The sequence below is a fragment of the Acinetobacter sp. ACZLY 512 genome (assembly GCF_023614015.1).
GTDB classification, from domain to species: domain Bacteria; phylum Pseudomonadota; class Gammaproteobacteria; order Pseudomonadales; family Moraxellaceae; genus Acinetobacter; species Acinetobacter soli.
Genome location: NZ_JAKIVI010000013.1, coordinates 14,293 through 41,170 on the forward strand (window position 1 = coordinate 14,293; position 26,878 = coordinate 41,170).

20 protein-coding genes and 3 pseudogenes are annotated in these 26,878 nt (G+C 35.9%); 12 read left to right on the forward strand and 11 right to left on the reverse strand.

All coding sequences use genetic code 11. The annotated features are described in order from the left end of the window. The first annotated feature begins 20 nt into the window (after positions 1-20). The 5 genes from L2096_RS13345 to L2096_RS13365 all read left to right on the forward strand — a co-directional run bounded on the left by L2096_RS13345 (position 21) and on the right by L2096_RS13365 (position 6,933). Complete coding sequence (locus L2096_RS13345; protein WP_151809381.1) at positions 21-491, forward strand: YchJ family protein; 471 nt, start codon at positions 21-23, stop codon at positions 489-491. Positions 492-537: 46 nt separating this feature from the next. Beyond that, on the forward strand, positions 538-1,182 hold the full coding sequence (locus tag L2096_RS13350; protein ID WP_076033362.1) for a trimeric intracellular cation channel family protein: 645 nt from the start codon (positions 538-540) through the stop codon (positions 1,180-1,182). A gap of 233 nt (positions 1,183-1,415) precedes the next feature. Next, the gene (niaP, locus tag L2096_RS13355) at positions 1,416-2,735 is read left to right on the forward strand and encodes a niacin transporter NiaP (RefSeq protein WP_250365616.1); all 1,320 of its coding nucleotides are present in this window, start codon (positions 1,416-1,418) and stop codon (positions 2,733-2,735) included. A 154-nt stretch (positions 2,736-2,889) separates the two neighbouring features. After that, entirely contained in the window at positions 2,890-5,106 is a 2,217-nt protein-coding gene (parC, locus tag L2096_RS13360) for a DNA topoisomerase IV subunit A (RefSeq protein WP_250365617.1), read from the forward strand. A 147-nt stretch (positions 5,107-5,253) separates the two neighbouring features. Beyond that, positions 5,254-6,933 (forward strand): AMP-binding protein, encoded by a 1,680-nt coding sequence (locus L2096_RS13365; RefSeq protein WP_025096166.1) that lies wholly within the window; start codon positions 5,254-5,256, stop codon positions 6,931-6,933. Between the two features lie 43 nt (positions 6,934-6,976). Here L2096_RS13365 and L2096_RS13370 read toward each other — a convergent pair whose 3' ends face one another. Beyond that, positions 6,977-7,363, reverse strand: coding sequence for a hypothetical protein (locus L2096_RS13370; protein ID WP_004932138.1), 387 nt, complete (start codon positions 7,361-7,363; stop codon positions 6,977-6,979). A 109-nt stretch (positions 7,364-7,472) separates the two neighbouring features. On the opposite strand from L2096_RS13370, the gene L2096_RS13375 reads away from it, so the two are divergent. Both L2096_RS13375 and ppa read left to right on the forward strand, forming a co-directional pair. After that, the gene (locus tag L2096_RS13375) at positions 7,473-7,871 is read left to right on the forward strand and encodes an MAPEG family protein (protein WP_004932141.1); all 399 of its coding nucleotides are present in this window, start codon (positions 7,473-7,475) and stop codon (positions 7,869-7,871) included. 119 nt (positions 7,872-7,990) lie between these two features. Next, a complete protein-coding gene (ppa, locus tag L2096_RS13380) occupies positions 7,991-8,518 on the forward strand; it encodes an inorganic diphosphatase (protein WP_004932145.1) in 528 nt (175 codons plus the stop codon). A 91-nt stretch (positions 8,519-8,609) separates the two neighbouring features. On the opposite strand, the gene L2096_RS13385 is transcribed toward ppa, so the two are convergent. Further along, complete coding sequence (locus L2096_RS13385) at positions 8,610-9,911, reverse strand: OprD family outer membrane porin (protein ID WP_004932148.1); 1,302 nt, start codon at positions 9,909-9,911, stop codon at positions 8,610-8,612. A gap of 615 nt (positions 9,912-10,526) precedes the next feature. On the opposite strand from L2096_RS13385, the gene L2096_RS13390 reads away from it, so the two are divergent. Then, complete coding sequence (locus L2096_RS13390; RefSeq protein ID WP_004932151.1) at positions 10,527-11,339, forward strand: TorF family putative porin; 813 nt, start codon at positions 10,527-10,529, stop codon at positions 11,337-11,339. 43 nt (positions 11,340-11,382) lie between these two features. On the opposite strand, the pseudogene L2096_RS13395 reads toward L2096_RS13390, so the two are convergent. Continuing rightward, positions 11,383-12,036, reverse strand: a pseudogene (locus L2096_RS13395) (ATP-binding protein); the annotation flags it as partial. A gap of 167 nt (positions 12,037-12,203) precedes the next feature. Here L2096_RS13395 and L2096_RS13400 point away from each other — a divergent pair. The 4 genes from L2096_RS13400 to L2096_RS13415 are packed head-to-tail and all read left to right on the forward strand — an operon-like array spanning position 12,204 to position 16,559. Next, entirely contained in the window at positions 12,204-12,758 is a 555-nt protein-coding gene (locus tag L2096_RS13400) for a TnsA endonuclease N-terminal domain-containing protein (protein ID WP_250365618.1), read from the forward strand. A 2-nt stretch (positions 12,759-12,760) separates the two neighbouring features. Next, positions 12,761-14,632, forward strand: coding sequence for a TnsB C-terminal domain-containing protein (locus L2096_RS13405; protein WP_250365619.1), 1,872 nt, complete (start codon positions 12,761-12,763; stop codon positions 14,630-14,632). Between the two features lie 2 nt (positions 14,633-14,634). Beyond that, positions 14,635-15,534 carry a TniB family NTP-binding protein gene (locus tag L2096_RS13410; RefSeq protein WP_250365620.1) on the forward strand — a complete coding sequence of 300 codons (900 nt, stop codon included), beginning with the start codon at positions 14,635-14,637 and terminating at the stop codon, positions 15,532-15,534. Then, positions 15,531-16,559: a TniQ family protein gene (locus L2096_RS13415; protein ID WP_250365621.1), complete on the forward strand. Its 1,029-nt coding sequence runs from the start codon at positions 15,531-15,533 to the stop codon at positions 16,557-16,559. The genes L2096_RS13410 and L2096_RS13415 overlap by 4 nt, the downstream gene beginning before the upstream one ends. Here the strand turns inward: L2096_RS13415 and L2096_RS13420 are convergent. From L2096_RS13420 to L2096_RS13455, 8 genes and pseudogenes are all read right to left on the reverse strand, one after another. Continuing rightward, a pseudogene (locus tag L2096_RS13420) lies at positions 16,556-16,795 on the reverse strand (type VI immunity family protein); the annotation flags it as partial. The gene L2096_RS13415 and the pseudogene L2096_RS13420 sit on opposite strands and share 4 nt — an antisense overlap. A 97-nt stretch (positions 16,796-16,892) precedes the next feature. Then, on the reverse strand, positions 16,893-19,946 hold the full coding sequence (locus L2096_RS13425; protein ID WP_250365622.1) for a metallophosphoesterase: 3,054 nt from the start codon (positions 19,944-19,946) through the stop codon (positions 16,893-16,895). 1,180 nt (positions 19,947-21,126) lie between these two features. Beyond that, positions 21,127-21,408: pseudogene (locus tag L2096_RS13430) on the reverse strand (transposase); the annotation flags it as partial. Positions 21,409-21,457: 49 nt separating this feature from the next. Next, a complete protein-coding gene (locus L2096_RS13435) occupies positions 21,458-23,524 on the reverse strand; it encodes a peptidase domain-containing ABC transporter (protein ID WP_250365623.1) in 2,067 nt (688 codons plus the stop codon). Between the two features lie 38 nt (positions 23,525-23,562). Continuing rightward, positions 23,563-24,741 (reverse strand): HlyD family secretion protein, encoded by a 1,179-nt coding sequence (locus L2096_RS13440; RefSeq protein ID WP_250365624.1) that lies wholly within the window; start codon positions 24,739-24,741, stop codon positions 23,563-23,565. Further along, positions 24,738-25,631: a hypothetical protein gene (locus L2096_RS13445; RefSeq protein ID WP_250365625.1), complete on the reverse strand. Its 894-nt coding sequence runs from the start codon at positions 25,629-25,631 to the stop codon at positions 24,738-24,740. Before L2096_RS13445 ends, L2096_RS13440 begins: the two co-directional genes overlap by 4 nt. Continuing rightward, positions 25,631-26,617: an aKG-HExxH-type peptide beta-hydroxylase gene (locus L2096_RS13450; RefSeq protein WP_250365626.1), complete on the reverse strand. Its 987-nt coding sequence runs from the start codon at positions 26,615-26,617 to the stop codon at positions 25,631-25,633. Before L2096_RS13450 ends, L2096_RS13445 begins: the two co-directional genes overlap by 1 nt. Before the next feature lie 86 nt (positions 26,618-26,703). Then, complete coding sequence (locus L2096_RS13455) at positions 26,704-26,874, reverse strand: hypothetical protein (protein WP_250365627.1); 171 nt, start codon at positions 26,872-26,874, stop codon at positions 26,704-26,706. Between the last annotated feature and the right edge of the window lie 4 nt (positions 26,875-26,878).

Genomic DNA, 26,878 nt, shown 5'->3' on the forward strand with positions numbered 1-26,878 from the left:
TTTTTATCCAGAGAATTGTCATGACTTCAATACAGGCATGTCCATGTGGGCAGGGTGCTTACATGAGTTGTTGCGCCCCATTACACCAAGGGCAGCAACACGCAAGCAGTGCAGAACAGCTCATGCGCTCGCGCTATAGTGCATTTGCATTACAACAGATTGATTATCTGATTCAGACCACCGCCTTGGGGCAGCAGTCTTATCTAGACCGTGACGCGATTGCAGACTGGAGTCAGCGCAATACATGGCTTCAACTTGAGGTGATTCATCATCTTGCCAAACTTGACAAATGCCATGCGCAGGTCGAGTTTAAAGCGCATTATCATGATGGTCAGCAGGCTCAGATGCATCATGAAATCTCGCATTTTGTGTATTTTGCTGGGCGCTGGTATTTTCTTGATCCAACACTCGATATGCCCATCACAATGAAACAGCCATGTGTATGTGGCTCGCAGAAAAAATTTAAACAATGTTGTGCCAAATTTCTATAACTGACTTAGAATAACCGCCATCTCTTAGCCTGAGCGGATGAAGGCGATGTTACTGACGATTATTTATATTGTTGCAATTACCGCAGAAGCCATGACTGGTGCGCTTTCTGCTGGTCGGCGTAGTATGGATTGGTTCGGTGTCATCCTGATTGCCTGTGTGACTGCATTAGGGGGAGGCTCGGTGCGAGATGTCTTGCTGGGCCATTATCCGCTCACATGGGTGAAGCATCCTGAGTATTTGGTACTGACCTGCTGTGCTGCTTTGTTCACCATTTTAATTGCCAAATGGATGCGCCATCTGCGCAATATTTTCCTGCTGTTAGATGCCTTGGGCCTGATTGGCTTTACTATTATTGGCTGTCAGATTGCCCTGCAAATGGGGCATGGCTTTGTGGTATCGGCTGTGGCGGGTGTCTTAACGGGTGTTTCGGGTGGTATTTTGCGTGACATTTTATGTAATGACGTACCGCTGGTATTCCGCCGTGAGTTATATGCCAGTATTTCGTTTGTGGCCGTAATTTGTTATTGGCTATGCCTGCAAATTGGGATGTCACTTGAGCTAACGGTGATCTTTACGCTGATTTTTGGTTTTGTACTGCGTGTGATTGCGATTTATTTTGGACTGGAAATGCCCAAATTTATTTATCAGGATGACGACGCTGACTCCGCTTCATCGACCGACAAGCATTAACCATAGCATTTGGCACACCGTGCCCACGTGTGCCTATCTTGATCTAGAACTTACTGTCATCAGTAAAGTACACTCAGAATAATGTGATTAATATCACAATAAAAATTAATTTTTAAAACTTCAGCATTCCTCTTGTTAACATCGGTATACTTAAAAGCAACAAGAAGTGACACAAATAAAGTTACTGGTTTCTTCCCCTGATGTCTCGCATCGCGACTGATTGAGTTTGGATCATGGATTTAGTATCACGAATAGAAAATTTGCCGGTTGGAAAGTTCCACTATACTTTGTTATGGGTGGTCGGATTAGGCTGGATGTTTGATGCACTAGATACCGGCATCATTGCATTTATCCTAACCACTTTGGTCAAGGACTGGGCACTAACGCCAGCCGAAAGTGGCTGGATTGTAAGCATTGGCTTTATCGGAATGGCGATTGGTGCAGTCTGCTCTGGTGGATTGGCAGATCGTTTTGGCCGAAAAACCATGTTTGCAACCACATTGTTGATCTATAGTCTGGCCACTGCGGCCTGCGCTTTTGCACCCAATCTGACATGGTTATTGGTATTTCGTTTTATTGTGGGAGTCGGTTTGGGTGGACAGCTTCCGGTTGCGGTGACTTTAGTCAGTGAATATATTCCCTCGCACGTACGTGGGCGATTTATTGTATTGTTGGAAAGTTTCTGGGGCTTGGGTTGGTTGGTCGCGGCACTGGTTTCATATTTCGTTATTCCAAAATTTGGCTGGCAAATTGCCTTTTTAATGGGTGGACTTCCAGCACTCTATGTTTATGTGATTATTAAAAAAATTCCAGAATCCATTCCTTACCTGATCAATCGCGGACGCATTGATGAAGCCCATGAACTGGTACAAGAGATCGAACGGCAAGCTGGCGTACCTGTGATTGAGCATTTGGTGGTGAAACCCGTGGCCGAAAAGCAGCGTGTTTCGTTTAAGCAGCTTTGGTCGGGCGCCTTTGCCCGGCGAAGCCTGATGCTTTGGCTGATCTGGTTTGGCATCGTGTTTTCATACTATGGCATTTTTACTTGGTTACCGAGCCTGTTGGTTAAGCAAGGCTATACCGTGGTGCAATCTTTTGAATATGTGCTGATTATGATTTTGGCGCAATTACCGGGCTATGTGTGTGCGGCATGGTTGATTGAGCGCCTAGGCCGTAAGGCGACGCTTGCCAGTTTTATCACGGCCTGTGCCATCTCGGCCTATCTGTTTGGTCAAGCCGACAGTATGTTCAGTGTGATGGTCTGGGGCTGTTTAATGTCTTTTTTCAATTTGGGCGCTTGGGGCGTTTTGTATACCTATACGCCTGAGCAGTATCCGGCCAATATTCGTGCCTTTGGCGCAGGCTGGGCATCTGCGATTGGCCGCATTGGCGGTATTGCGGCGCCTATTGTGGTCACACATATGATGGTTGGACACGACGGATTTCATCAAGTCTTTATGATGTTCACGCTGGTATTGCTGGCTGTGGCTTTGGTGATTGTGATGCTTGGTGAAGAGACCCAAGGAAAAACACTGGAGTCAATTGGACTTTAATCATAAAAGCATTGCTTTCATTTAGAAAACTGGCTAGTTTTACATCATAAGACATAATTTGACGCACTGCTTGGAGACATACCCTTGTGTCTCCAAGACTGGCGACATAGGATAACAAACAAGACAAAACTATTATTTAGGATGATTCGTTGTTATGACCAGCCTTGCGCATCATGCGACTGAGAACCGTTCCGTTGCCGAGTTTACCGAACAGGCATATCTGAACTATGCCATGTACGTGATTATGGATCGTGCATTGCCCCACATCAGTGATGGTCTAAAACCTGTACAGCGTCGTATTGTGTACGCCATGAGCGAACTGGGCTTAAAATCGACCGGGAAACCCAAAAAATCGGCCCGTACCGTAGGGGATGTACTGGGTAAGTATCATCCGCATGGTGACTCTGCCTGCTATGAAGCCATGGTGTTGATGGCTCAGCCATTTAGCTATCGTTATCCGCTGGTCGAAGGTCAGGGTAACTGGGGCTCACCAGACGATCCGAAATCATTTGCTGCGATGCGATATACCGAAGCCAAACTGTCGGCGTATAGTGAATTGCTACTGAGTGAATTGGGTCAGGGAACGGTCGATTGGCAAGATAACTTTGACGGATCACTCAAAGAACCGATTAACTTGCCAGCGCGTGTTCCCAATATTTTACTCAATGGTACCACAGGCATTGCGGTCGGTATGGCGACCGATATTCCACCGCATAATTTGCGTGAAGTAGTAAAAGGTACGATCGCGCTGATTCGTAATCCTGAACTGTCTGAGCAAAAACTGGCGGAGTTCATTCCAGGGCCAGATTTACCGACCAAAGCAGAAATTATTACGCCAAAAGACGAGCTACTTAAAATTCAGAGTACCGGTCGTGGCAGTTATCGTGTACGTGCGGTGTACAGTGTCGATAAAAACGAGATTATTATTACCGAGCTGCCATATCAGGTGTCAGGGTCAAAAGTGATCACGCAAATTGCCGATCAAATGCAGGCCAAAAAACTGCCACTGGTCAGTGATGTCCGTGATGAATCAGATCATCGTAACCCGACGCGCTTGGTGATTGTGCTGCGCTCAAATCGTGTAGATGCTGCCGCAGTAATGAGTCATTTATTTGCGACCACCGATCTTGAAAGCAGTTATCGGGTCAATCTCAACATGATTGGTGCCGACGGGCGACCGCAGGTGAAATCGATTCGACGCATCTTGCTTGAATGGATCGACATTCGTAAAGCGACGGTCACTCGCCGTTTACAGTACCATTTAAATAAAATTGAAAAGCGGTTATACATTTTAGCCGGGCTATTGATTGCGTATTTGGATATCGATACCGTGATCAAGATCATTCGTGAAGAAGATCAGCCTAAGCCAGTGTTGATGCAGCACTTTAATATCGATGAGATTCAGGCTGAAGCCATTTTAGAACTTAAACTTCGCCATTTGGCCAAGCTTGAGGAGATGGAAATTCGCCGTGAGCAAGATGAGCTGGCTGCACGTGCTGCAATTATTCGTGAACAACTTGAGAATCCTGAATCGTTAAAAACACTGATCATTAATGAACTGAAAGAAGATGCCAAAAAATTTGGTGATGATCGTCGCGCTCCAATTGTTGAGCGTGAAGAAGCGGTACAGATCAAAGAACATGATTTAATTCCAGCGGAAACCGTGACGGTGGTGTTGTCCGAAGCGGGATGGATTCGCGCCGCCAAAGGCGAAGTCGATGCAGAGAACCTCAATTATCGTGCGGGTGATCAGTACCAGAGTCATGCAGTAGGTAAAACCAACCAGCGTGTATATGTGCTGGACGAAACAGGTCGAAGCTATGCATTGGCAATCAATGCATTACCATCGGCACGAGGGCTTGGCGAGCCACTAAGTTCAAAGCTTTCACCAGCCAATGGCGTGTCGTTTATTCAGGTATTGATCGGTGACGATGACAGCGAGTTGCTGGCCGTCAGTAGCGCAGGATACGGGTTTAAAACGCAAGCCAAACACCTCGATACCAGTGCCAAAGCCGGTAAAGCCTTTTTGAGCCTTCCCGAAAAAGCGACGGCCTTGCCTTTGCTTTCATTGCAGGCCTCTACCCATGTGGCAATTTTGAGTTCGGCGGGCCGATTACTGATTATTGATCTGTCAGAATTACCAACTTTAAATAAAGGCAAGGGTAATAAGTTGATACAACTTGAAGACAAAGAACAAATTTTGTCCATGACATTACTCAACTTAAATGAAATAATTCAGGTGGATGCGGGTCAACAGCATTTAAAAATAAAAGGTGATGATCTTCAGAAATACATCGGTAAGCGTGCATCGAAAGGTCAACTCTTACCACGAGGATATCAAAAAGCAAATAGACTGTTGATTCAGAGATAATGCTCGCATCCGTCATCCCGAATACGTTATATATGCTGATGTAGAGGTATTAGGGATGACATGATCGGGCAACAGCAACTAAAAAAAGCGCGATCATTGAATAACGAGTCGAAATTTAAAAAATTACCGATTGGAGATATTTGGATTATGGAAAGAATTTGGTTCACTGAATACCAGAAAACAGGAATTCCGGAAACAGTTGATTTACCGCCAGAAAATACATCTTTGGTAGATATTTTTGAGCGCAACTTTCAAAAATTTGGCTCACGCGATGCCTTTATTTTTATGGACAAGGCATTAACCTTTAGTGAACTTGATGAGGCCAGTCGCAAATTTGCAACCTATTTGCAAAGTCTGAATTTACCTAAAGGAAGCCGCGTTGCGGTGATGATGCCAAACGTGCTGCAATATCCAATTGTGGCCTTAGGTGTTTTTCGTGCGGGCTTGATTCTGGTCAATGTCAATCCACTATATACCTCACGTGAACTCGAACATCAGTTAAATGACTCTGGTGCCGAAGTTCTGGTGATTATTGAAAATTTTGCCAGCGTTTATCAAAGTATTTTGGGTAAAACACCAGTTAAGCATGTTGTGATTGCATCTGTAGGCGATATGCTGGGTTTCCTGAAAGGGAACTTGGTCAATTTTGTGCTGCGCAATGTGCGTAAGCAAATTCCTGCTTGGGATATTCCGGGGCATATCAAATTTAATGCAGCCATTAATAAAGTGAGCCCGAGCCATTATAAACGTCCAAATTTAAGCTTAAGCGATACGGCGGTCCTTCAGTACACAGGCGGAACCACAGGCGTGTCGAAAGGGGCTGAGCTGACCCATCGCAATCTTGTGGCCAATATGCTGCAATGTGATGCAATCTTCCAAAGTAAATTTGGGCCGGGCGATAGCCAAAAAGATGACAAGATGTTCTGCGCTTTGCCGCTGTATCACATTTTTGCGTTTATGGTGTGTGCCATGTATGGCATGTATAAGGGTCAGGCCAATATTCTGATTCCAAATCCGCGTGATTTGCCTGCGGTCATTAAAGAACTACGTAAATACCAACCTTCTTTTTTTCCAGCGGTAAATACCTTGTTTAATGCGCTGGTACACAATGAAGAATTTAAACAGCTTGATCACAGTAAACTGAAAATTGCGATGGGCGGTGGTATGGCGGTGTTACCGTCGACTGCCGAAGCATGGAAACGTATCACTGGCGTGACCATTATTGAAGGTTATGGGCTGTCTGAAACCTCACCTGTTGCAACGGTCAACCCACCTGCATCGACTGAGTTTAGTGGAACCATCGGTATTCCGTTACCCCTTACCGATGTCGCGATTCTAGATGATGACGGTAAAGCAGTGGCATTAGGCGAGCAGGGAGAAATCTCGATTCGTGGCCCTCAGGTCATGAAGGCCTATTGGAACCGACCAGATGAAACAGCCAAGGTCATGACCAGTGATGGTTATTTCCGTACTGGTGATATTGGTGTGATGAATGATCGTGGCTATGTCAAAATTGTTGATCGTAAGAAAGACATGATTTTGGTGTCTGGATTTAATGTCTATCCAAGCGAAATTGAAGAAATTATTGCCAAGCATCCAAAAGTACTCGAAGTGGCTGCTATTGGTGTGCCAGATGAAAAATCCGGCGAAGTACCAAAACTCTTCGTGGTGAAAAAAGATCCATCTTTAACCACAGAAGAAGTATTAAGTTTTGCCAAAGAAAACTTAACTGGCTACAAACGCCCACGCTATGTCGAGTTTATGGACGAATTACCAAAATCGAATGTCGGCAAAATTTTACGTAAAGATCTACGTAAAACCAATTAAGCATTCAACAGTGAATTGAAAACGCCTGAAAATCAGGCGTTTTTTATTTGGAACTACTGAGTAACCAACGATCCATATAGGGACGTCCAATACCTGCCAGACCGATAAAAAACAGCATACATCCGAGTTGTAAACGCAAAAAAGACAATTGTAGGGTGCCATAACTGAAATAGTTGTCGACCAGACAATATAGGGCTGCGATCAGCATCCACATCCAGAGCGATAATCGCCAGATACTGACCGCCCACATGGCCAGTGTCAGCATGATAAAAGTGCCTAAGGTCGACTGCCAGTTTAGGTTGGCACAAATGGTACACAGCAAAAAGCCCACAATCGGGAGGACGATTTTTAAAATACGATCAACCTTGAGCTGATTCTGGCGCTGTTTTTCCAAAACCTCAAAGATTTCATCTTGATCTGATGTGCTCATCGGCTGTCCTGTTCTGGTTCAGTTATAAAAACACTATATTTAACCGAATTTAGAAACAAAACGCCATGTTATGATAAGGTCATCTAAAAATATGTCTTGAGAAACGATCATGCAGGGGATTAGTGGTATTGTTTACCTGATTTTGGCAGCGTGCTTGTTGCCTTATGTATTTACCATGATTGCCAAACTTGCCGGTGGATTTAAATCCAAAGACAATCAAAATCCACGTGCTTTTTTGGCCAGTACAACAGGCTTGGCTGCACGTGCCAATGCGGCGCAACAAAACAGTTTTGAAAGTTTGCCTTTATTTTTGGCTGCTGTACTGATGGCCGAATATATGGTGGTTCAGCAAAGCATCATCATGACCTTTGGCTTGGCTTATCTGGTTTTGCGTGTACTGTATGGTCTGTGTTATTTGGCCAATTGGGCCATGTTGCGTTCGATTATCTGGTTGCTGTCGATGCTGTGTCCGATCTTCTTGCTGATCTTGGTGATTCGTCTGGTTTAAGTAGATTGAGAGCAGGACTAAAGATTTTCTTGATGCGGTTTGTATAATCCACGCAGTTCGCTTCAGAAACCGTTATAATCGACGCGACAAAAATTTGGTTAACCTAAAAGAGTGTTGCTATGAGCTACAACAATATCCCGGCGGGTAAAGACGCGCCAAATGATATTTACGTTATTATTGAAATTCCGGCAAATGCTGCGCCAATCAAATACGAAATTGACAAAGATTCAGATGCATTGTTTGTGGATCGTTTTATGGGAACAGCAATGTTCTACCCAGCGAACTACGGTTATGTACCAAACACCTTGTCTGAAGATGGTGACCCATTAGACGTATTGGTTGTCACACCATATCCAGTTGCCGCAGGTTCAGTAATTCGTTGCCGTCCTGTAGGTAAACTCAATATGGAAGACGACGGTGGTATCGATGCGAAATTAATCGCAGTTCCGCATGAGAAATTGTCACCATTGTACAAAGATGTACAAGAGTACACTGATCTACCAAAACTGTTGATCAATCAAGTTGAACATTTCTTCGCACACTACAAAGATCTAGAGCCAGGCAAATGGGTGAAGATCAGTGGTTGGGAAGGTGCAGACGTTGCGAAAGCAGAAGTGCTTAAAGCGATTGAAGCTGCAAAAAAATAAGATAAAAAAAATCAAACATCATTCAGTTGATGTTTGATTTTTTAAATATCTAAGGCCCTAGCGAGCGAACTGGCTAGGGCTTTTTTATGACTTAAAGGAACTTGATTGGGAAATCAATGAAAATACGCGTTTCGTTGGTATCTCCATAACCATTCGCTCCGACATCGCTTTCACGCAAAATCGAGTAACGTGCACGGATTTTTAAATCCTTGGCAAAACCGCTTTGAACGGTATAGCTCAATTGGTTAAAGAACTCACGCTCGTTGGCATTGTCAATGTTAGTGCCGATCACATCGATATCCCAGCCATAAACAAATGCAGTGGTCCACTTCAAGCCTGGTACGTTATACGCGCCCAAATCGAGGTTATATTGCAATTGAACTGATTTCTCGCCTTTGCTGTTAAAGTCTGAAAGGTAAGAGTTTGGCAAATAAATACTTTGACCACCGTCTTGGTTGGCACCGTAGTCATAGCCAATACCACCGGTATTTTGCTGGTAAGCACCCATCACTGAGTGTGCACCTTGACTATATGTTGTAGAGAAGGCCCAGATATAGTTATTGAGATCTTCTGTACGTGTATTTGGTCCACCTGAGAAGTAAGTGTCTGCACCTGGCTTAAATTTGGTGCTATAACCGGCCCACTCGTAACTGAGAGAACTGTCATTTGCCAGTGGTTGCTTATAAGCAGCACTTACGTAATGACGCTCAATTTTATCTTTGATATCAGCGCCGTAATACGAAGCATTCAACTGATCGTTAAATTTGTATTTTGCACCCCACACATACGCACGATCAAGATGGTTTTGATCAGTTGCAATGTGCTCCGGCAATTGGTTCTTGGTAAATTTACCTGCAACAAGCTCAAGATCTTTGATTTCATGGCTGGTAATCAAAGTCCCTTCAAAATACTCTGGCGTGTTACGAGTAGTCATGCTGGCCAAAACAGGTAAATCAAGCACCTGAGTACCGTAGGTTAAGGTGGTATTTGACGCACGTGCTTTTACAAAGCCGCCACCACGTGTCCATTGATCGTATGGATCAACGCGACCGTTGGCATCACGAGCACCATTATTTTTAAGTGCAACCATGCTGTTGCCAGAATGATAATTATCGCCCAACTTAAATGAAAAATCGCCGACTACACCAGCAGCAAAACCAATCGGACCTTGAGTAAAACCAGACTCAAGATTCAGCACCGCCGATTGAACCCAAGAATTTGTATCTTTCAGTCCTTTCTTTTTATCGCGCTGGATAAAACCGTTACGGAGTAAAACAGAACCCTGAGCACCTTCAACAAATCCTTTTGCATCGCTTTGTTCGCTTGCATATGCTGAAGTAATAAGTACAGCGTTGATCACAACTGCTAACGTAAGCTTTTGTGCTTTTAGCATTGAATACCTCGAGAAGATAAATTGTAATTTTTGTTTCTAAGAAGGCTTAGAAAATCACAAAATTGTATAGATAATCTATAGAAAAGATACATTTTTTATCAACATATTTTTCGCATTGTTTTCCAGTTTTCTACATAATCCTTGCAATTTATATATTTAGTTACATGTAGGCGAGATTATTTTTGCTTAAAAAATACGCATCAAATAATTTTATTGCATATTTTTTGTGCGTAAATACAGTTTATTGATCGTTAATTGAACACTCTTGGTGCATTTAAAATTATTTTGTTACAGCTAATGGATTTAGCGCTTTAAATACCGCTCAATTTTTTATATCTATCTTGTGAAAAACGCACCATGCTGTGTCCAACTGAACCATAAGTAACAATTTGTATAACGTAAAAAATCGTACAACCAGATATTCCATTAAAAGCTTTGATTCAGGGTTAAAATAAAAATCAAAAATAACGCCTTGTTTAACTTCAAAAAATCTCTTTTACGAGCTGCATTTTCGCGAGTTTTTTCAAACTTGGCATAGCATTTGCTAAATCTTTATCGATCCAAGTCAAAAAATCAAAAGTCTGTTGGTCATGCCCAACACGGGGGAGAATTACAATGAAAAAATTTGCATATCAAGTCGCAGTTCTAGCCAGCTTGGCAGCAAGTACAACTGCGGTGATGGCAGAAGACAAGCCGACAATGGCAGGTTTTTCGGTATCTGGGAACGTGGCTGCAACAACTGACTATCGCTTTCGCGGGGTAACACAGAGCTCGAATAATCCTGCAATTCAGGGTGGTTTTACTCTTAACCATGAATCTGGTGCTTATCTGACGCTTTGGGGTTCAAGTGTCGATTTCGGTATTAAAGGAAATTCGACTGAAACCGATGCATCGCTCGGTTATGCCAGCTCTTTTATGCTTACACCAGACTATAAAGTCGGCTATGACGTCGGCGTGACTTATTATGGTTATATTGGCGCAAAATCTAACTTTACCAACCCGTACAACAACAAAACTGGTTTGGCCTTCACCGAAGTATATGGCAAATTAATTTTTGCAGATACGCTACTTAAGGGCGACAGCATCACCACCGGAATCAATTACACGCCAGATTACTGGGGTCGCACCGATGATTTCTGGTACTTCAATGTCGGTTATAGCGCACCGATTGCAGACACAGGTTTTACCGGAATTGCATCTTTGGGCTACAACAAATTTAAAAACAAAGAAGCACTGGCCGTGGTGGCAGGTGGTCCGGGTACCGACGACAGTTATCTTGATTACAAATTTGGTGTGCAATACAACATTTTGGGTGTAACGGCTGAATTGGCGGGTGTGGGTACCGACATCAGCACCTCTGGCATGACCGATGCCGGTAAAAAACCGTATGATTTGGGTGCTGTGTTGACCCTATCCAAAACTTTCTAATGGGTTAAATATAAAAAAGACCGCTCTATGCGGTCTTTTTTATTTAGCTCATATCGGTACGATACGATAATGCTTCATTCAAATGGTGCCGCTCAATGAGTGGACTTTGCTCCAAATCTGCGATGGTTCGTGCCACGCGCAGTACCCGATGATAAGCCCGAGCCGATAAATTGAGTTTTTGCTGCGCCAAAGACATAATTTTTTCAGTTGCAGGACTAAGCTGAGCAAATGCTTCAAGCTGTTTTGGTGATAGCGCCTGATTTAAGCATTGCTGGCGTTGGATCTGATAGTGATAAGCCTTTTGCACACGTGCGCGAACACTTGCTGAATCTTCAACAGGCGCCGTATTTTGTAGTTCGTGTGCTTGAAGTGGCGGTACATCAATATGTAAATCGATACGGTCAAGTAACGGGCCAGAAATTCGACCTTGATAACGCTTAATTGCTTCGGGTGTGCATTGACAGCGTTGATCCTGATTAAAGGCATAACCGCACGGACATGGATTCATTGCAGCGATCAATTGAAAATTGGCCGGAAATGAAATTTGACGTGCAGCTCTTGAAATCGTGATGGCTTTGGCTTCTAGCGGCTGCCTTAAAACCTCCAGCACCTTGCGATCAAACTCGGGCAGTTCATCCAAAAAGAGTACGCCCAAATGCGACAGCGTGATTTCGCCGGGCTTTGGGTTTGATCCACCTGTAAAAAACAAAAATATATGCAACTATATCTAAAATTCAACAGAGTTATTTGCAAATGAAAAGGATGCAAAGATCACCTGTACGTCAAATTAGTATTCAAACTAGGTCTATGGCAGGAGTGGTTCCTGAGTACGGGCAATTCGAATCATCTTTAGAACGTGATTTCATGGAGTTAATAAAATTTGATAAAAATGTTGAGCTTTACACTCCACAGCCACTAGTTATATCTTACATTGATAAACACAATAAGAAACGGACATATACCCCAGATGGACTACTGGAATACAGAACTGATATTTCTCCAGCAAAAGAGATGAAACCCATTTTATGTGAAATAAAATATAGGGCTGACTTTAGGGCCGATTGGAAAAATCTAATTCCTCGCTTTCGAGCTGCAAAAGCTTATGCAAATGAGAAAGGTTGGGAATTTAAGATGTTTACAGAGTTTGAAATTAGAACACCTTATCTTAAGAATGTTCGCTTTTTATCAGGATATTTATCAGATTCACATAGTATAGAGCTACAAGAGACTATCCTTGATAAATTGTCTGATTTAAGAGAGTGTGATCCTGAAACAATCATGTTTATTCTATTTCGTGACAAATGGATGCGTGCATCAGCTCTACCTACACTATGGTATTTGATTGCAATGAAAAGAATTGGGTGTGAGCTTGCAGAACCCTTAACTATGACCAGTAAAATTTGGACTTTGGAGGAATAATTATGCTTCGACTTATTCCTGGTTCTCATGTTAATTGGAAAGAAGAATCATATATTATTATTGATCTCATTGATTTACAGAAAGCTGTCTTAAAACATATTCACAATAAAGGACTTTTAGTAGCACCACTATCGGAATTAAAACATGGTCAAGATGATCAGCGTTATTCTAGAGTAAATTTACCCTTAATATCTGATGAAGATTGGCAGCAAGCATGGCAACGCTATCAACTAATTCTTCCTTTGTTAGAAAAAGGTACAGCAAATAGAACAATAGAAGACGTTAAATATGTGGCCAGAAAAGCTGGTAAAAATCATGTAACAATTTATCGTTGGTTAAAAAACTATGAAGATTCAGGAAGAGTCTCATCTTTACTCAGAAAGGGGCGATCAGATGTTGATTCGAAACGTTTAGCTCCAGAGACAGAGGCAATTATTGATGAAGTCATACAAGAGTTTCATTTAACCAAACAACGTTATTCAACATCTGAAAGTTGTCTTGAGGTTATGCGAAGATGTAAAGAAAGAAATGTTAAACAGCCTCATCCAAATAGTGTTCGTAATCGAATTCAAAGCTTGTCTGAGAAAGAACTCATTTCTAAACGATTTAGTCCGAAAGCTGCTCGTGAACGCTTCAAACCTATAGAGGGGTCATTCCCTAATGCAGACTTTCCCTTAGCCGTTGTACAAATTGATCATACACCTGTAGATCTTATTATCGTGGATGATAATGATAGATTGCCTATAGGACGCCCCTTTTTGACAATTGCCTTGGACTGTTGTTCACGGATGATAACAGGCTTTTATTTGACTTTAGAAGCACCAGGAGCATTATCTGCTGGCTTATGTATTTCTCACTCGATCATGACGAAAGAAATGTGGTTGGCTAAATTCGATATTTCTACAACTTGGCCAGTTTGGGGGATAATGAGAAAAATTTATGTTGATAATGCTAAAGAATTTAGGGGAGCAATGCTTGATAGAGCATGTAAAGAATATGGCATTATTCTTGAACATCGTCCTAGAGGATTACCTAATTATGGTGGGCATGTTGAGCGAGCATTCCGTACATTTATGACGAAGACTCATAATATTGCTGGAACAACATTTTCTAATACAGTTAAAAAAGGAGATTATGACTCAGAAGCAACAGCTACCATGACTTTTGATGAATTTGAGCGTTGGTTTACGATTTTTATCGTACAGGTTTATCATCAAAAAGGGCATAAGGGTATTTCAGATATCCCTCCAATTAAATTATATGAGCAGGCTATCTTAGGAACTGAAAATTCACCAGGTATTGGATTACCTGCTCCTATTGAAGATGAACTAAAACTACGATTAGACTTTATGCCATATATAGAGAGAACGATACAAGAATATGGCGTGTTAATTGATAACATTCATTATTACAGTGATGTTTTAAGAATGTGGATTCATGCCCGTGATGAGAAGAATATAAAATTAAAACAAAAATTTATTTTTGCTAGAGACCCTAGAGATATTAGTGTTGTTTATTTTTTAGACCCTCATACCAAACAATATTATCCCATCCCATATCGGGATGCTTCACGCCCATCTATGAGTCTATGGGAGCTAAGGGCTGTACTAAAACGCTTGGGGGAAGATGATTTAATTCAACCTAATGAAGATATTATCTTTGATGGATTACAGAAAATGAGAGAAATTGAGAACGAGGCTTTACAACGAACTCGATCCTCTAAAAATGCACGTAGATCACAACAACGTAGGAAACATTGGAAAAATAAAGACACACACCTTGTTGAAACACAAGTAGCTATTGATTCGGTAATAATTTCATCTGATGAATATCCAGAAAGTTATATTGAGCCATATGCGGATATCAAGGAGTAAATATGAGTACTTTGAAACTATCTCATTTGAGTGATATCGCAAAGGCCAAAGCTATCTTGGATCGAGATGAAAGAATTGAACATATTTTAAAACCCAAATGGATTGGCTATCCTGCTGCTCAAACTATTTTAGATCAACTAGAGGATTTACTGCACTACCCAAAACAGTCAAGGATGCCGAATCTACTCCTTGTAGGTGAAACCAATAATGGTAAGACATGCTTAATTGAGCAATTCCGAAAAAATTATCCAGCAGATCCAAATTTAGATGGTGAGGCAATTAAAGTACCAGTTTTATATGTACAAGCTCCCCCAAGCCCAGATGAAAGAGGACTTTATAACAATATTTTATCTTTATTGTTTCAACGGTTAAAAACAGCAGAATCAACGGATCAAAAAAGACAGAGAGTCATTTCAGTTCTAAAACAAATTGATCTTGGAGTTATTGTTATAGATGAAATACATCATTTATTAGCTGGTCCTTTGCTTAAGCAAAGGAATTTTCTGAATGTTATAAAATATTTAGGAAATGAACTCTGTGTTCCAATAGTTGGTGTCGGAACTGCTGATGCTTTCCGTGCGATACAGATTGATCCTCAAATACAAAATCGTTTTGTGCCAGTTGTAATCCCCAAATGGAGTTTAAATACAGATTTTGCGCGTTTACTTGTTAGTTTTGAACGCATTTTACCGTTAAAGCAACCATCTAGACTAAGTGAGAAGTCTATGGCAACGAAATTACTTTATTTGTCTGGAGGAACTATTGGTGAGTTGTCACAGCTATTAAATAAGGCTGCAATTTGGGCATTAAAAAATAATAGGGAGAGTATTGATTTTGAGGCATTAGAAAAATGTGGGTTTGTACGACCTAGTGATCGAAAAACAATGGCATCTAAAATATGATTTTTAATAGTTTAGATCAAGTACAACAGGATTTACTACCAATCCATCCATTGCCTTTTCCAGATGAACTACTTTCATCGTGGTTGGTACGATTAGCTCATGGAAACCATTTTAAAGTTCATACATTTTGCCGATTATTTATTGGAGAAAAACGGCAAATTTGGAATAGAGATATTGATACTTATGCGCCTGAATGGCTTATAAATGCAATGTGTAGAATGACTGGGTTGGAAAAAGACATAGTTGAACAAACCACTCTGAGTAGCTTTGAAAATGTGATATTAGATTGTATCTATACCCATACAGTTACTCCATGGATATTGCCACTGGGTATTTATCATAGAAATAGAACGTTACACGGTCTTCAATATTGTCCCCTATGCTTAAAATCAGATAAATCCCCATATTTCAGAAAACAATGGCGACTATCTTTTTATACAGTTTGTGATGTTCATCAAGTTCTGATGCTGGATCAATGCTTAAATTGTTTTAGTCCAATTATATTTCATCGAAATGATATTGGTTTTAATAAAGAAAGTTTTTATAGAAATATGCATGTTTGTCATGTATGTGGGAATGACCTTTCACAATCATCAGCTCAAATATTTCAACCTCCGAACCTGCAAATATCGCAAGCATTTAAAGGATTGTTACTGATTTATCGTAAAGGATGGACTAATTTTCCATTGCCACAGATCATGTATGCTCCATTGTTTTTACAGGGTTTAAGAATAATTAGTTCATTATTAAGTTCAACAAAAGAAAAAGCACAACTTCCATTATTGCAAGTAGAAGCAGATATGGGAATAAAAAATCAGTCAAGTCCTCCTCTCAAGAGTATCACTTTTGAACGCAGACATATTCATGAGAGGCATCGTTTACTTATAGCAGCTTTATGGCTTTTAATGGATTGGCCTTTTAGATTTCGGCAATACTATAAACACTTCAAATTGACTAAATCAATTATATTACAAGACATCCCAAGCCCTCCATATTTTATATTAGAAGCTATGTTGAATGACTAATTCCAATCAATACATTTATCCAAGAAGGCATATTTGCTGTTTAACTTTGGTTCATCCTGTAACTTTTCAAAGTAATCAAGCTTCTGATTGTCTTCAATATCAAAGCATTTCATCTATATTTCAGCATGATAGTTTTTGATCAGAGGTATTTCATCAGTAGAGTAGTTTCCTCGATGCAGTGTCTGTATTTTATTGACTCGTAGTGACTTGAGAATACGATTAAGTAGGAGATATGGTTGAATAGCCACCAAAATTCTAGACACACAGAACCATCTTTTGGATTTAGATTTCTAAACTGTAGACCTAAATCCTTATGATTTCATTGTAATGAGCTTAATTAATGTCCATTTTTTCTTGATTTTTTATCTTGGTTTTTTGATCTTCAAGACGAGATATTGTCTGACTCATTATGCCTGTCTTTTCAAAGTTGTTTTTACCACTCATTGTAAAGGATATTTCAGCTAAAATTAATTTTATCGCATTTGTAATTTCTCTTGAGTTACTATTTTCAAAAAATTTGTGTAAATAAAAAATATAAATAGCTTGTAAATAAAAAGATTTTTTATTAAAAAAAGACAGAGATTTTTTTGTAACTTCTATAGACTTTTTAATATCAATATCAATATAACATAAGATAGCTAATGCTCTATGTCCACTGTTTTTTGACTCAAAATAATTCTCAAAAAAAGTTTTCATTTTAGGGGAAGATGATTTTTCAACAATCACATAGGAGTAAACAAAAGTAATTACAAGCGTAAAAAATTGTTTAATATCTTGTTCTTCTTCTGGGTTTAGATGATCAGGTTTTATTATGTCAAAATCATTCTTTACTAATGATAGTAGGAAACTAAAGACTTGATCCCAGTAAGTGAATAAGTCTTCTAAACTATCTTTTTTTAATTTTTTGGGAACTAATTCGCTATTGCGCAAAATAGCTGCAAAGGTTTTTAAAGCCACTAATGCATTAAAATGTTCTGAATCATCAGGTGTTTTAATTTTTTCTCGGCTAACAGAGTGATCAATAGATGCTCTTTTGGGAGTGTCTAAAATGATTTCTTCATTTGTATGCTCATTATGAGAGTCAATTTTTGATGAGATATCACCAAATATAGATTCTGATAACAATATACCTGTTTCATTTTCTAGAGAAAGTTCTTTCGCATTAAAATTTACGGTACTAAATATTTTTTTGATTGCATTATGAAATTCAATAAGTAATCTTTCTTTATCTCTATATATTCCAGAGTAGTATTCAAATTCAATAGAATAATTTTGTATTTGATTATTGTTAATAATATTTAGCCAAAAATCTTCATTAGTATTGAAATGTTCAGCTAAAAAGAAAGATCGAAAACAATCAAATTTAAATCCTATAGAACTAGAATCACCATATAATAGCCCTTTTTCAATTAACTCTGCTCTTAAGTTTTCTTTAGAGTGAAGACCTAGATCAGAAAAATATTGTATCTTGAACTTATCAAAATCTGCTATTGAAATATTTGTTAGTTTTCTACTGTCTAAATAATATGAAAATTGTTTTAGAAAGTGGCTAATATTTGTTGAGTCAAAATCCTCACGTTTCTTTTCCTCACCAAATTTATTCAATAAACCCTCAATCAATACTTGAACGACAGAAGCTTCATTGAAGAGATGTGAGTTATTTTTATTTTTTTCAACAACCCATAACAACATAGATATTAGGAATGGGGTTGATGGAACATTTAGTTGATCTATAAGTTTGTTGACAAATTTTATACTATTTTGGCTTGCTTCTAAGTCGTCAATGAACCAGTTTTGCACTAACTTTTCTGTATGGGATTTCTTGAAAGAGTGAATATGTATTTGCTTATTAAAAATATCTTTATTATAGTTGAATTCACTGATTTGCATTTCTGGTTCAGTCGCAGAAGCAATATATCTCGAAGAGTTAAACTCTTTGATAAATGAATTTATCGTCTTTTCATCATTTTTATTTTTAATACTCAGATTGTCGAAAGCAACTAATATGGAACCAGAGGTTAATAAATCTATTAATTCCCTCTTATTTAAAATCCCATCTAAGAAATTTATTGCTGCTGTCAAAATACTTGATCTAGTTATATTCTTGTCATTAATCCTTGACTTTTCTAAATCAATTACAATTCCTAATTGAGCCCGAGGGTGAATTTTTTGGAACTCATTTGTTATAATAAAGTTCAATAAAGTACTTTTTCCTGATTCCCTTTTTCCAAAAAAAATTATATTCCCATCACTTTTATATAGTTCATCTAAAGTTGTGAGTTGAGATTTTTCAGAATTTCCAGCTAATGCATAGTACTCTTTTTCACTTGTATGTGATAAAGGTGGCTCCACAAAAATTGTAGATAACTCCTGTGGGGCAACACCTGAATTTGTTGATAGTAACTTTTGATTAGTTGTTAGATTAATATGCCGAATTATTTCGCCACTAATCAAACTAATTTCCTTTTTTTTTTCAAAACTAAAGAGTGCAGTAGAGTCAGAGCTAAACCTAATAGACTTATCGAATGTATTTCTTTGATCATAATATTCTCTAGCAATAGTTCGGATACTTCCTTCCTGAATTTCTATTATCGAATATCCATTAAAGTATTGTCTATTTTCATAAATACATCCGGTATTACTTACAAATAAGTTTCCTAAATTTGAAGCAATATTTGATGCAGTATTGTTATGCATGTGTCCGCAAAGCAATAAATCAAAATTATTATTCAAAGTATTTTGTATATATGTTTTTTCATCAGGTGATATCCAATCTAGTGGATGATGTAAAACGGCAATTTTAAGTTCACAGTCAAGTATTTCATCAGATGCTCGCTCAACTTGATGCTGTGAGATATATAAATTGCCATAATCATTCCTACCACCACCTCTAGTAAACCAAGCACTGTTTAAAGATGCAATTCCAACTTTTTTCTGAAAAATATCAACTTGCTTGGTAAAAAATATCTTATTTTCTAAATTCTCTGAAGTAATTTCTGACGCAATTTCATTATAGTCTTTTAAGTGTCCTAGTATGTTTGAATCAGGTTCATTATGGAGGTCATTAAAAAGAGTATTAGCTTGAGTATGTGAAGTCACATTGTTGTACATCACATCATATATAGACTTTCTTTTTGTTAGATTTATGTCGTGATTACCAGGACATGTGACTATAGGAATTTTTTTTCCAACTATTTCTTTAATTTTTGAAAAAAAGGCTAAAATATTATCTTTTTGGAAGTTTCCTCGAGCTGCAATATCTCCAGAACAAACAACTAGATCAAAAACACCATTAGTTTGTATGTCCTTTAAGAAGCTTTCTAAGACTTTTGCTTGATCATAGTTAGTGTGAAGATGGAGATCAGAAAAATGAAGAATTCTTATCATGAGTTGCCGTCTTTTTGAAGTATCATTGTTGTTCTAAATTATAAGCGTATAAAGTTTAGTTTGCATTAGTTTTAAAAAAACATGTTTTTATAAAGGTTTAATTTTGCTTTTCATTTAAAAAAATAAATTGGATGGTTCAAATTCATTTAGTAGAAATTTTTGTATTAACTATCTGAATTAAAGAGAAATTATTTTAATTTTCTTGTTTTGTAATTATTTTGACGATTAAACTTCTTGCTAAGATTTTGATTTCAAACAGATAAACGCTTAAGTAATACAGGCTTACTATTTGATGATTTACTGAATAGATAGTCATTCTCAATAAACAGAACGGTCTCACTTTTAAGTACTTCGATAAATTACTTAAAGTTTACGAGCTGCAATAGTAGCAATGTGATGTTCACTGCTTAAGTTTTGGACTGGCATATTTAACTCCTCAGCTATTGTGTGTCTTTAATTACACTTTTTGCTTGAAGTACTGCACAGTAAGTATATTAAATTATATTTCTAATGAAAGTCCCTTAGACGGGACTAGAGCTGTAAGAGCGGAGTTTGAAATCGAAGGAGAGAGGGTGTTCATAAATTTATCTTCACATCAAGATAAATTCATAGAAAAAAATGAGTGATGTCTAAACTAATGATGCTGTGGAAAAATTGTTGATAGTGGAAAAGAAAAAGATCAGATATTGATGTTAGCCTGATGCGGGTATTAGGTAGATTACAAAGAATCACAAAAATACTCACAGCATTACTTACAGATGAAATTTCAAAACTTGATTTGGAGTATAGGGAGTTCGACATGTTTTCTACTTTACGCTGAGCAGGTACTCCATTTATTTTGTCGCCACCTAAAAATTTTTAACATTAATGATTACATCAGGGACAATCACACATTGTTTAAAAAGATTAGAAAAACGTGCTTTTATTTTTCGTAAGGTGAATGAAGAAGATTCTCGTAATATGTTTGTTTGACAGAAATTGGAAAGAGTCATCATTGATGAAGTGATTGCACCCCAGTTAGCCAATGAAAAATGGATTATTTATAATATTAGCTCTCTTGCAAAAGTGAAAAAGTAAACAGACTTAATTATTGATTTTATTAGGTTTTATCAATTCCGAAAAAATTTCTATATCTTTTAATCATGCAGCATCTAAAGAGCAATCAAAAAATATATCAAAAGTATGTTGGTACTGTCCGATCTAATCCGAAAAACTGGATAAGACTTTGCACGAAGCCTACTGTGACAATACGCAAAGAAAAGCGTAATATTGACTTGATCTTGAAACAGTATTGAATCGCTGAATCAGAGTAAGTTTGACTTCTCCCTTATTTCGCTATAGCGTATGCATACAATAGTGTTTTTAGATCAAACCAAATGCTGAAATTTCCTCAATTAATCGGAGCTTAATAATAAGTAAGCCAATTGGTTATTCCGTAGATTTTAGATGCGGACTTCTTCATTTGTAAATGATATTATTGAAGAAGCCTTCAAAAAAATTAATAACCAAACTCAGATCTTTATTAGCCCATCAGTAGTAAATTTATAAATAATGTCAGCACTATTTATAGTATCAGGACGGTGTGCAACAATTATTCTAGTAATGTTTAGGTTCTTCATCACTTCATTTATTTGACTTTCTTTATATGTATCAAGATGACTAGTTGCTTCATCCATAACTAGAATTTTAGGCCTTTTATAAAGAGCTCTAGCAATTAGAATTCTTTGCTTTTGTCCACCAGATAAAACAGTACCCATATCCCCAATTAAAGTATTAAATTTCATAGGAAATTCAGTTATTTCATCAAAAATAAACGCATTTTTAGCACATTCATAAACATATTCTTCATCGACTTCAGAATCAAAAAATGAGATATTATCTAAAATGGAACCAGCAAAGAGGTTGTCCTCTTGACTAACACTTGAAATATAATTTCTTAATTCATTATATCCAATATCTTTAATATTTATGTTACCTAAAAAAATATCACCACTGTAATTATTTTCTACTCCTAATATTAGATTTATAAATGATGTTTTACCACACCCGGAAGGACCAGTAATTGCTATAGAACTTCCATAAGGAATAAATAAGTCAATATTTGAAAAAACCATACTATTTGTTCCTATATAACTAAAGGAAATATTCTTGACACTAATATCAAAATTAGATAATTCATTATCTAAATAAATTTCATCTTCCTTTTTGGTTAAATATATATCGGCCATTCTATTTACATGAATATTTAAATTTCTAATCTTAAAAAAATTATCTATAAATAAAACAATTCTATTATCTATAATGATTTTATATGATATGAGTAAAACAAAAACACCTAAAGTGAAACTACCTTCAATCACAATAAATGCACCAATAACAATTGAAGAAATATGTTGGATTAAGAAAATTATATTAAATATAAATTTGCTAAAAATTTCATTTTTTTGTGTTGTTATGCTCGCATTGAGTTGTAAAGATAATAACTTCAACCATGATAATTGTCTATCAGTCTCTTTATTGAATAACTTAATTGTTTTTATTCCACGAACAGTTTCAAGCATGTTTGTTTGCTGATTTGCAGAAAATAATATTTCTTTAAATAAATCATTATTCATTTTTTCATAATAAAAAAATCTGAATAAAGTGTAAATAGCTATTGATAATAAAATAATTGATCCAATTAAAGAGCTATAAGAAAAAATTACAATCAAAATTAATAAGCACATTAATCCATCAATTAATGACTCAATAATGGATGATGTCATAGCTTTTTGTATATTGTCGATAGATTGTATTCTTGAAACAATATCACCTAAGTGTCTATTTTGAAAATATTTTATCGGAAGCCTTATTAGATGGTTAAAAATATTGGCTTTCCATTTTAAATTTAAATCAGCACCAGTTTCAACAATAATCCAGCCTCTTAAAAATATACTAATATATTGCAAAAAATAAATTATTGTGAAAAGAGATATTAAGGAGAATAAAACTTTGTTATCTGAATAAACAATGAATTTATCAACAATATTTTTCAAAAAAAGAGGTGATAAAATTACAAAAATTTCAATAAATATTGAAATAAGTAAAATCTTTATAAGAGTATCTTTGTATTTTGTATTCTGTAATTTTAAGAATTTATTTAAACCAAAATTTAATGGAATATTTAAAGGTTGAAATTCAGCATTAGGCCAGACCTCTAATGCTACACCTGTGAAAGAATTTGATACTTCATTAATTGATAACTTTCTAATACCAATTGCTGGATCGATAATTGTAATATATTTTTTATTAACTTCTTTTAAAACAACGAAGTGATTAAAATTCCAATGGAGAATACATGGTTTTTTTAGATTAATTAAATTCTCAATATCAAGCTTAATAGCTCTAGTATCTAATTTTAAGAACTTTGAAACTGAAATAATATTTGATAAAGTCATTCCTTTTAAAGAGATAGGCTTTTTAAGCCTTAGCGTAGATAACTCAATTGTTCTGCCATAATAACTTGATATTATACAAATACATGCCAATCCACATTCAGATGCTTCATTTTGCAGAATAACTTTATATTTTTTACTCATATTAAATTTTACTCATTAAAATTTTAATTTTATTCTATCTAAATTCCAATAATCCATTCATAGATTTTAATTCTATTTTTTATAATATTGATCTTTATATTCATTTTTGGAAAAATATTTGGATATTTTTCATTCTTATGAATTTTAATATATCCAATATAATATTTATCTTTTTCAACTACATGAGGGGAAGTTGTCATTGAATATATTACTCCATTTAAATAACCATATTTTTGATATGGAATTCCATCTACTTTAATCTTTACTTTTGTACCGACTTTAATATCAATTAATGCGTCATTTTTAATATATACAATAGCTTCTAAATTGTTCTGCTGAGGAACTACACGAGCTATCAGTTCATGCTTAGCAAATGTATCATTAGACTTATCATATATAAATTCAATTTTCCCAGCTTTATTCGAATAAATAAATTTATTATTCATGAGATCAATACTAGTTAATTCATTTCGGATTTTCGAAATTTCTTCGTCAATACTATTTTTATCAGTTTCTAAATTTTTAGAATCTAGTAAAAAAGACTCTTTTAAACTAGCAACATTGGTAGTGGCTATATTTCTTTCAGAAGTTAATTCTTCATAATTACTTTTTTCAATATTTAATTCTATTACTTTGCTATTTAATTCATCGAAAGAAATAGAATTATTATAAAAACCTTCTTTGTACCTTTTTATAGTATTATTTATATTTAAAATTTTATCAGAAGATAATTTGATTTTCTTTGTAATACTAATTATTTTTGAAATCTCACTTTGAAGTAAAATTGAATTTTGATTTTTTATAATATATTTTTTACCTTCAATTAAATTCTTTTTTTTAACCAAAATTTCCATTAAATTTTCTTTATTTAATTTAATTTTTTGGTATTTTTCAATATTCGCTAAATCAGTATGATAAATTGCAATTTTATCGCCAACATCAATAATACTTCCATTTTTAACTAATAAAGAGCTTAAATATCCATCTTCTGGCATTTTTATAACAGTTTCATTGTTTTTATAATCAAAAATTCCATCAATTTCAACAGTATCATCAATTTCAAAAAAGAATAATATTACTAAAAGAAATATAGTTAAAAAAATAACACTAAAAAAAATTGTGTTAATTTTTTTTTTGTCAGATAGAGTTTCTCCATAAATGCTATTTTGAATCTTAACTGATTCAATGGCTTCTTTTCTAAACAAATTTCTTTTCATATTAATGGTACTATTAAGCTATTTTCATCTTTAAGATGGCTGTAATGTATAAAATCAGGAGAAAAAACTCTTACTAAAAAGCCTTTTTCTACTTTCAAATTTATATAATAAATTTCTGTAAGACATTCCTTATCATATGCTATATTTGATAGTGCATTATCAAACTTATTTTCTATATATTTTATAAATTCTAAATCGAAACATTTTCTTAAAGCTTCTTTATGTTTGCTTTTATTAATAACTAATCTGTCTGAGTAAAATTCATCTGCAACCATAAAAGCTTCTGCCTTAGATTTTATCTTAGCCGTTTCAATTAGTGTATCAACTGAACACCCTAAAGAAATAAAGTCTTCAAATATGCAAAGCGTGACACAGAATTTATATTCATTAATAAGATATTGTTTTAATCTGATTTTTTCACTAATAGGTGTAGATATAATTTTATCAACTTTAACTTTATTTAACCAAAGTTTTCCCAGAATATATCTTTCATTTAATTCATTTTTTCCATGATTTAATGCTAACTCAAAATTAGTTGGATGATAAGCTAAGCCAGTTGAGTCATTATAGATATATGAATTATCTGTCAAACCAAAGAAGAATTTAACATTCTCCTTAAATTTTGGCTCATGATTTACTATGTCATAAGCCAAAAAATTTTTATTATCTAATAAATTTATATAACCATATAATCTTTCTTTAAGTTCACTAACAGATTTCTGTAATAAAGTCTCCGAGAGTTCACCACAACTATATCCATAAAAAAGCTTTTCAGTTTCTAAAAATTTTAATTTCGTACATGTTTTAACAGTAAAAAAATCTTTAAAAATCGTACTTTTTTTATTAGTTTGAAAAAAAGGTATATCATTATTTAAATTTATAAGGTTCATCAACCCATACCACACTCTTCAATTGTTTTAAGCATATACCAGCCATTATTTGAAAGATTACCATTGGCTTTAATTACTCTTAAAGCTTTTTGTAATCTTGGTTCAAAGTGTTGAATATATTTTCCATATTGCTTATAACCATTTGATTCAAGAATTCTGAATATTCTTACCATTCTTGAAATAACAAATGCAGCATGGAAAATTCCATACATAGGCCTTGGGTCAGATCTCAGTGGTGCTTCAAAGCGATCAGATAACTTATTTAAAACCAATTTTTCTTTAAGCTCTATACCAAAAAGTAGGTTATGTGATGTTTCATGTACAATATGTTCCATAAAGTACTCAACACCATCAACTTCTTTTCCACCTTGAGATACAAAATCATAATTTGGAATAGCAATGTAAATATTACCGTACGATCTTGATAACGACCCACCCATAATTGCTTGTGCTTTAAACAAAACTATGTTAGAAACAATTGGAGTAACTTCATCGTATAAAAGATGATCATTTTCCTTTATTAACTCAAGTACTTCATTGATTTGTGGGATGAATTTTTTAATTTCTTCTTCATCTGTTTTATAGACTTCAGCTTTACGCCCACTTACATCTTGAGTTTCTTCATTGTGAATATGATTGATGGATATGAAGTCCGAATATGTGTGCATAGGTGGTCGTATAATCAGCTCATCATTTTGATAAGGATTATTGGATTCAATCCATTTCAAAGTACTTAATGCATCATCTGCATCATTTGCTTTATATGCATTTATTGATCTATGTACAGCAGTATGTAAATTAGGATTCAAACGTCTTTTAACATCGATTTTTTCAAGACTAATGTTAATTTTTTCAAAATCATAATCAATCAAATTACTTAAATTATCTGATAAAGTTTTATATGTGAAAACTGTTTCACTGTTTTTTAGTAATCTACTCTCAAATATTCTTTCTTTTGGTTGTGGAAAAGCACTATAAAAATCCATGACATACCTATTAAATATATTTTTCTATGAAATTCAGATTGGCTAACATGTGTTAACCAATCACTTTTATAAATTAAAGATTATTATTAAGCATAACCATTAGGTACATCGTAACCATATTGGCATGCTACAGCACCAGATACATCTTCAAGTTCTTCAGGAAGAAGTAATTGAATCCCCTTAGATTTAAAATCATGTGATTTTTCTTCATTAAGTTCATCAACATTTGGGATAAATTTTTCATTTTCAATAGTCATATGT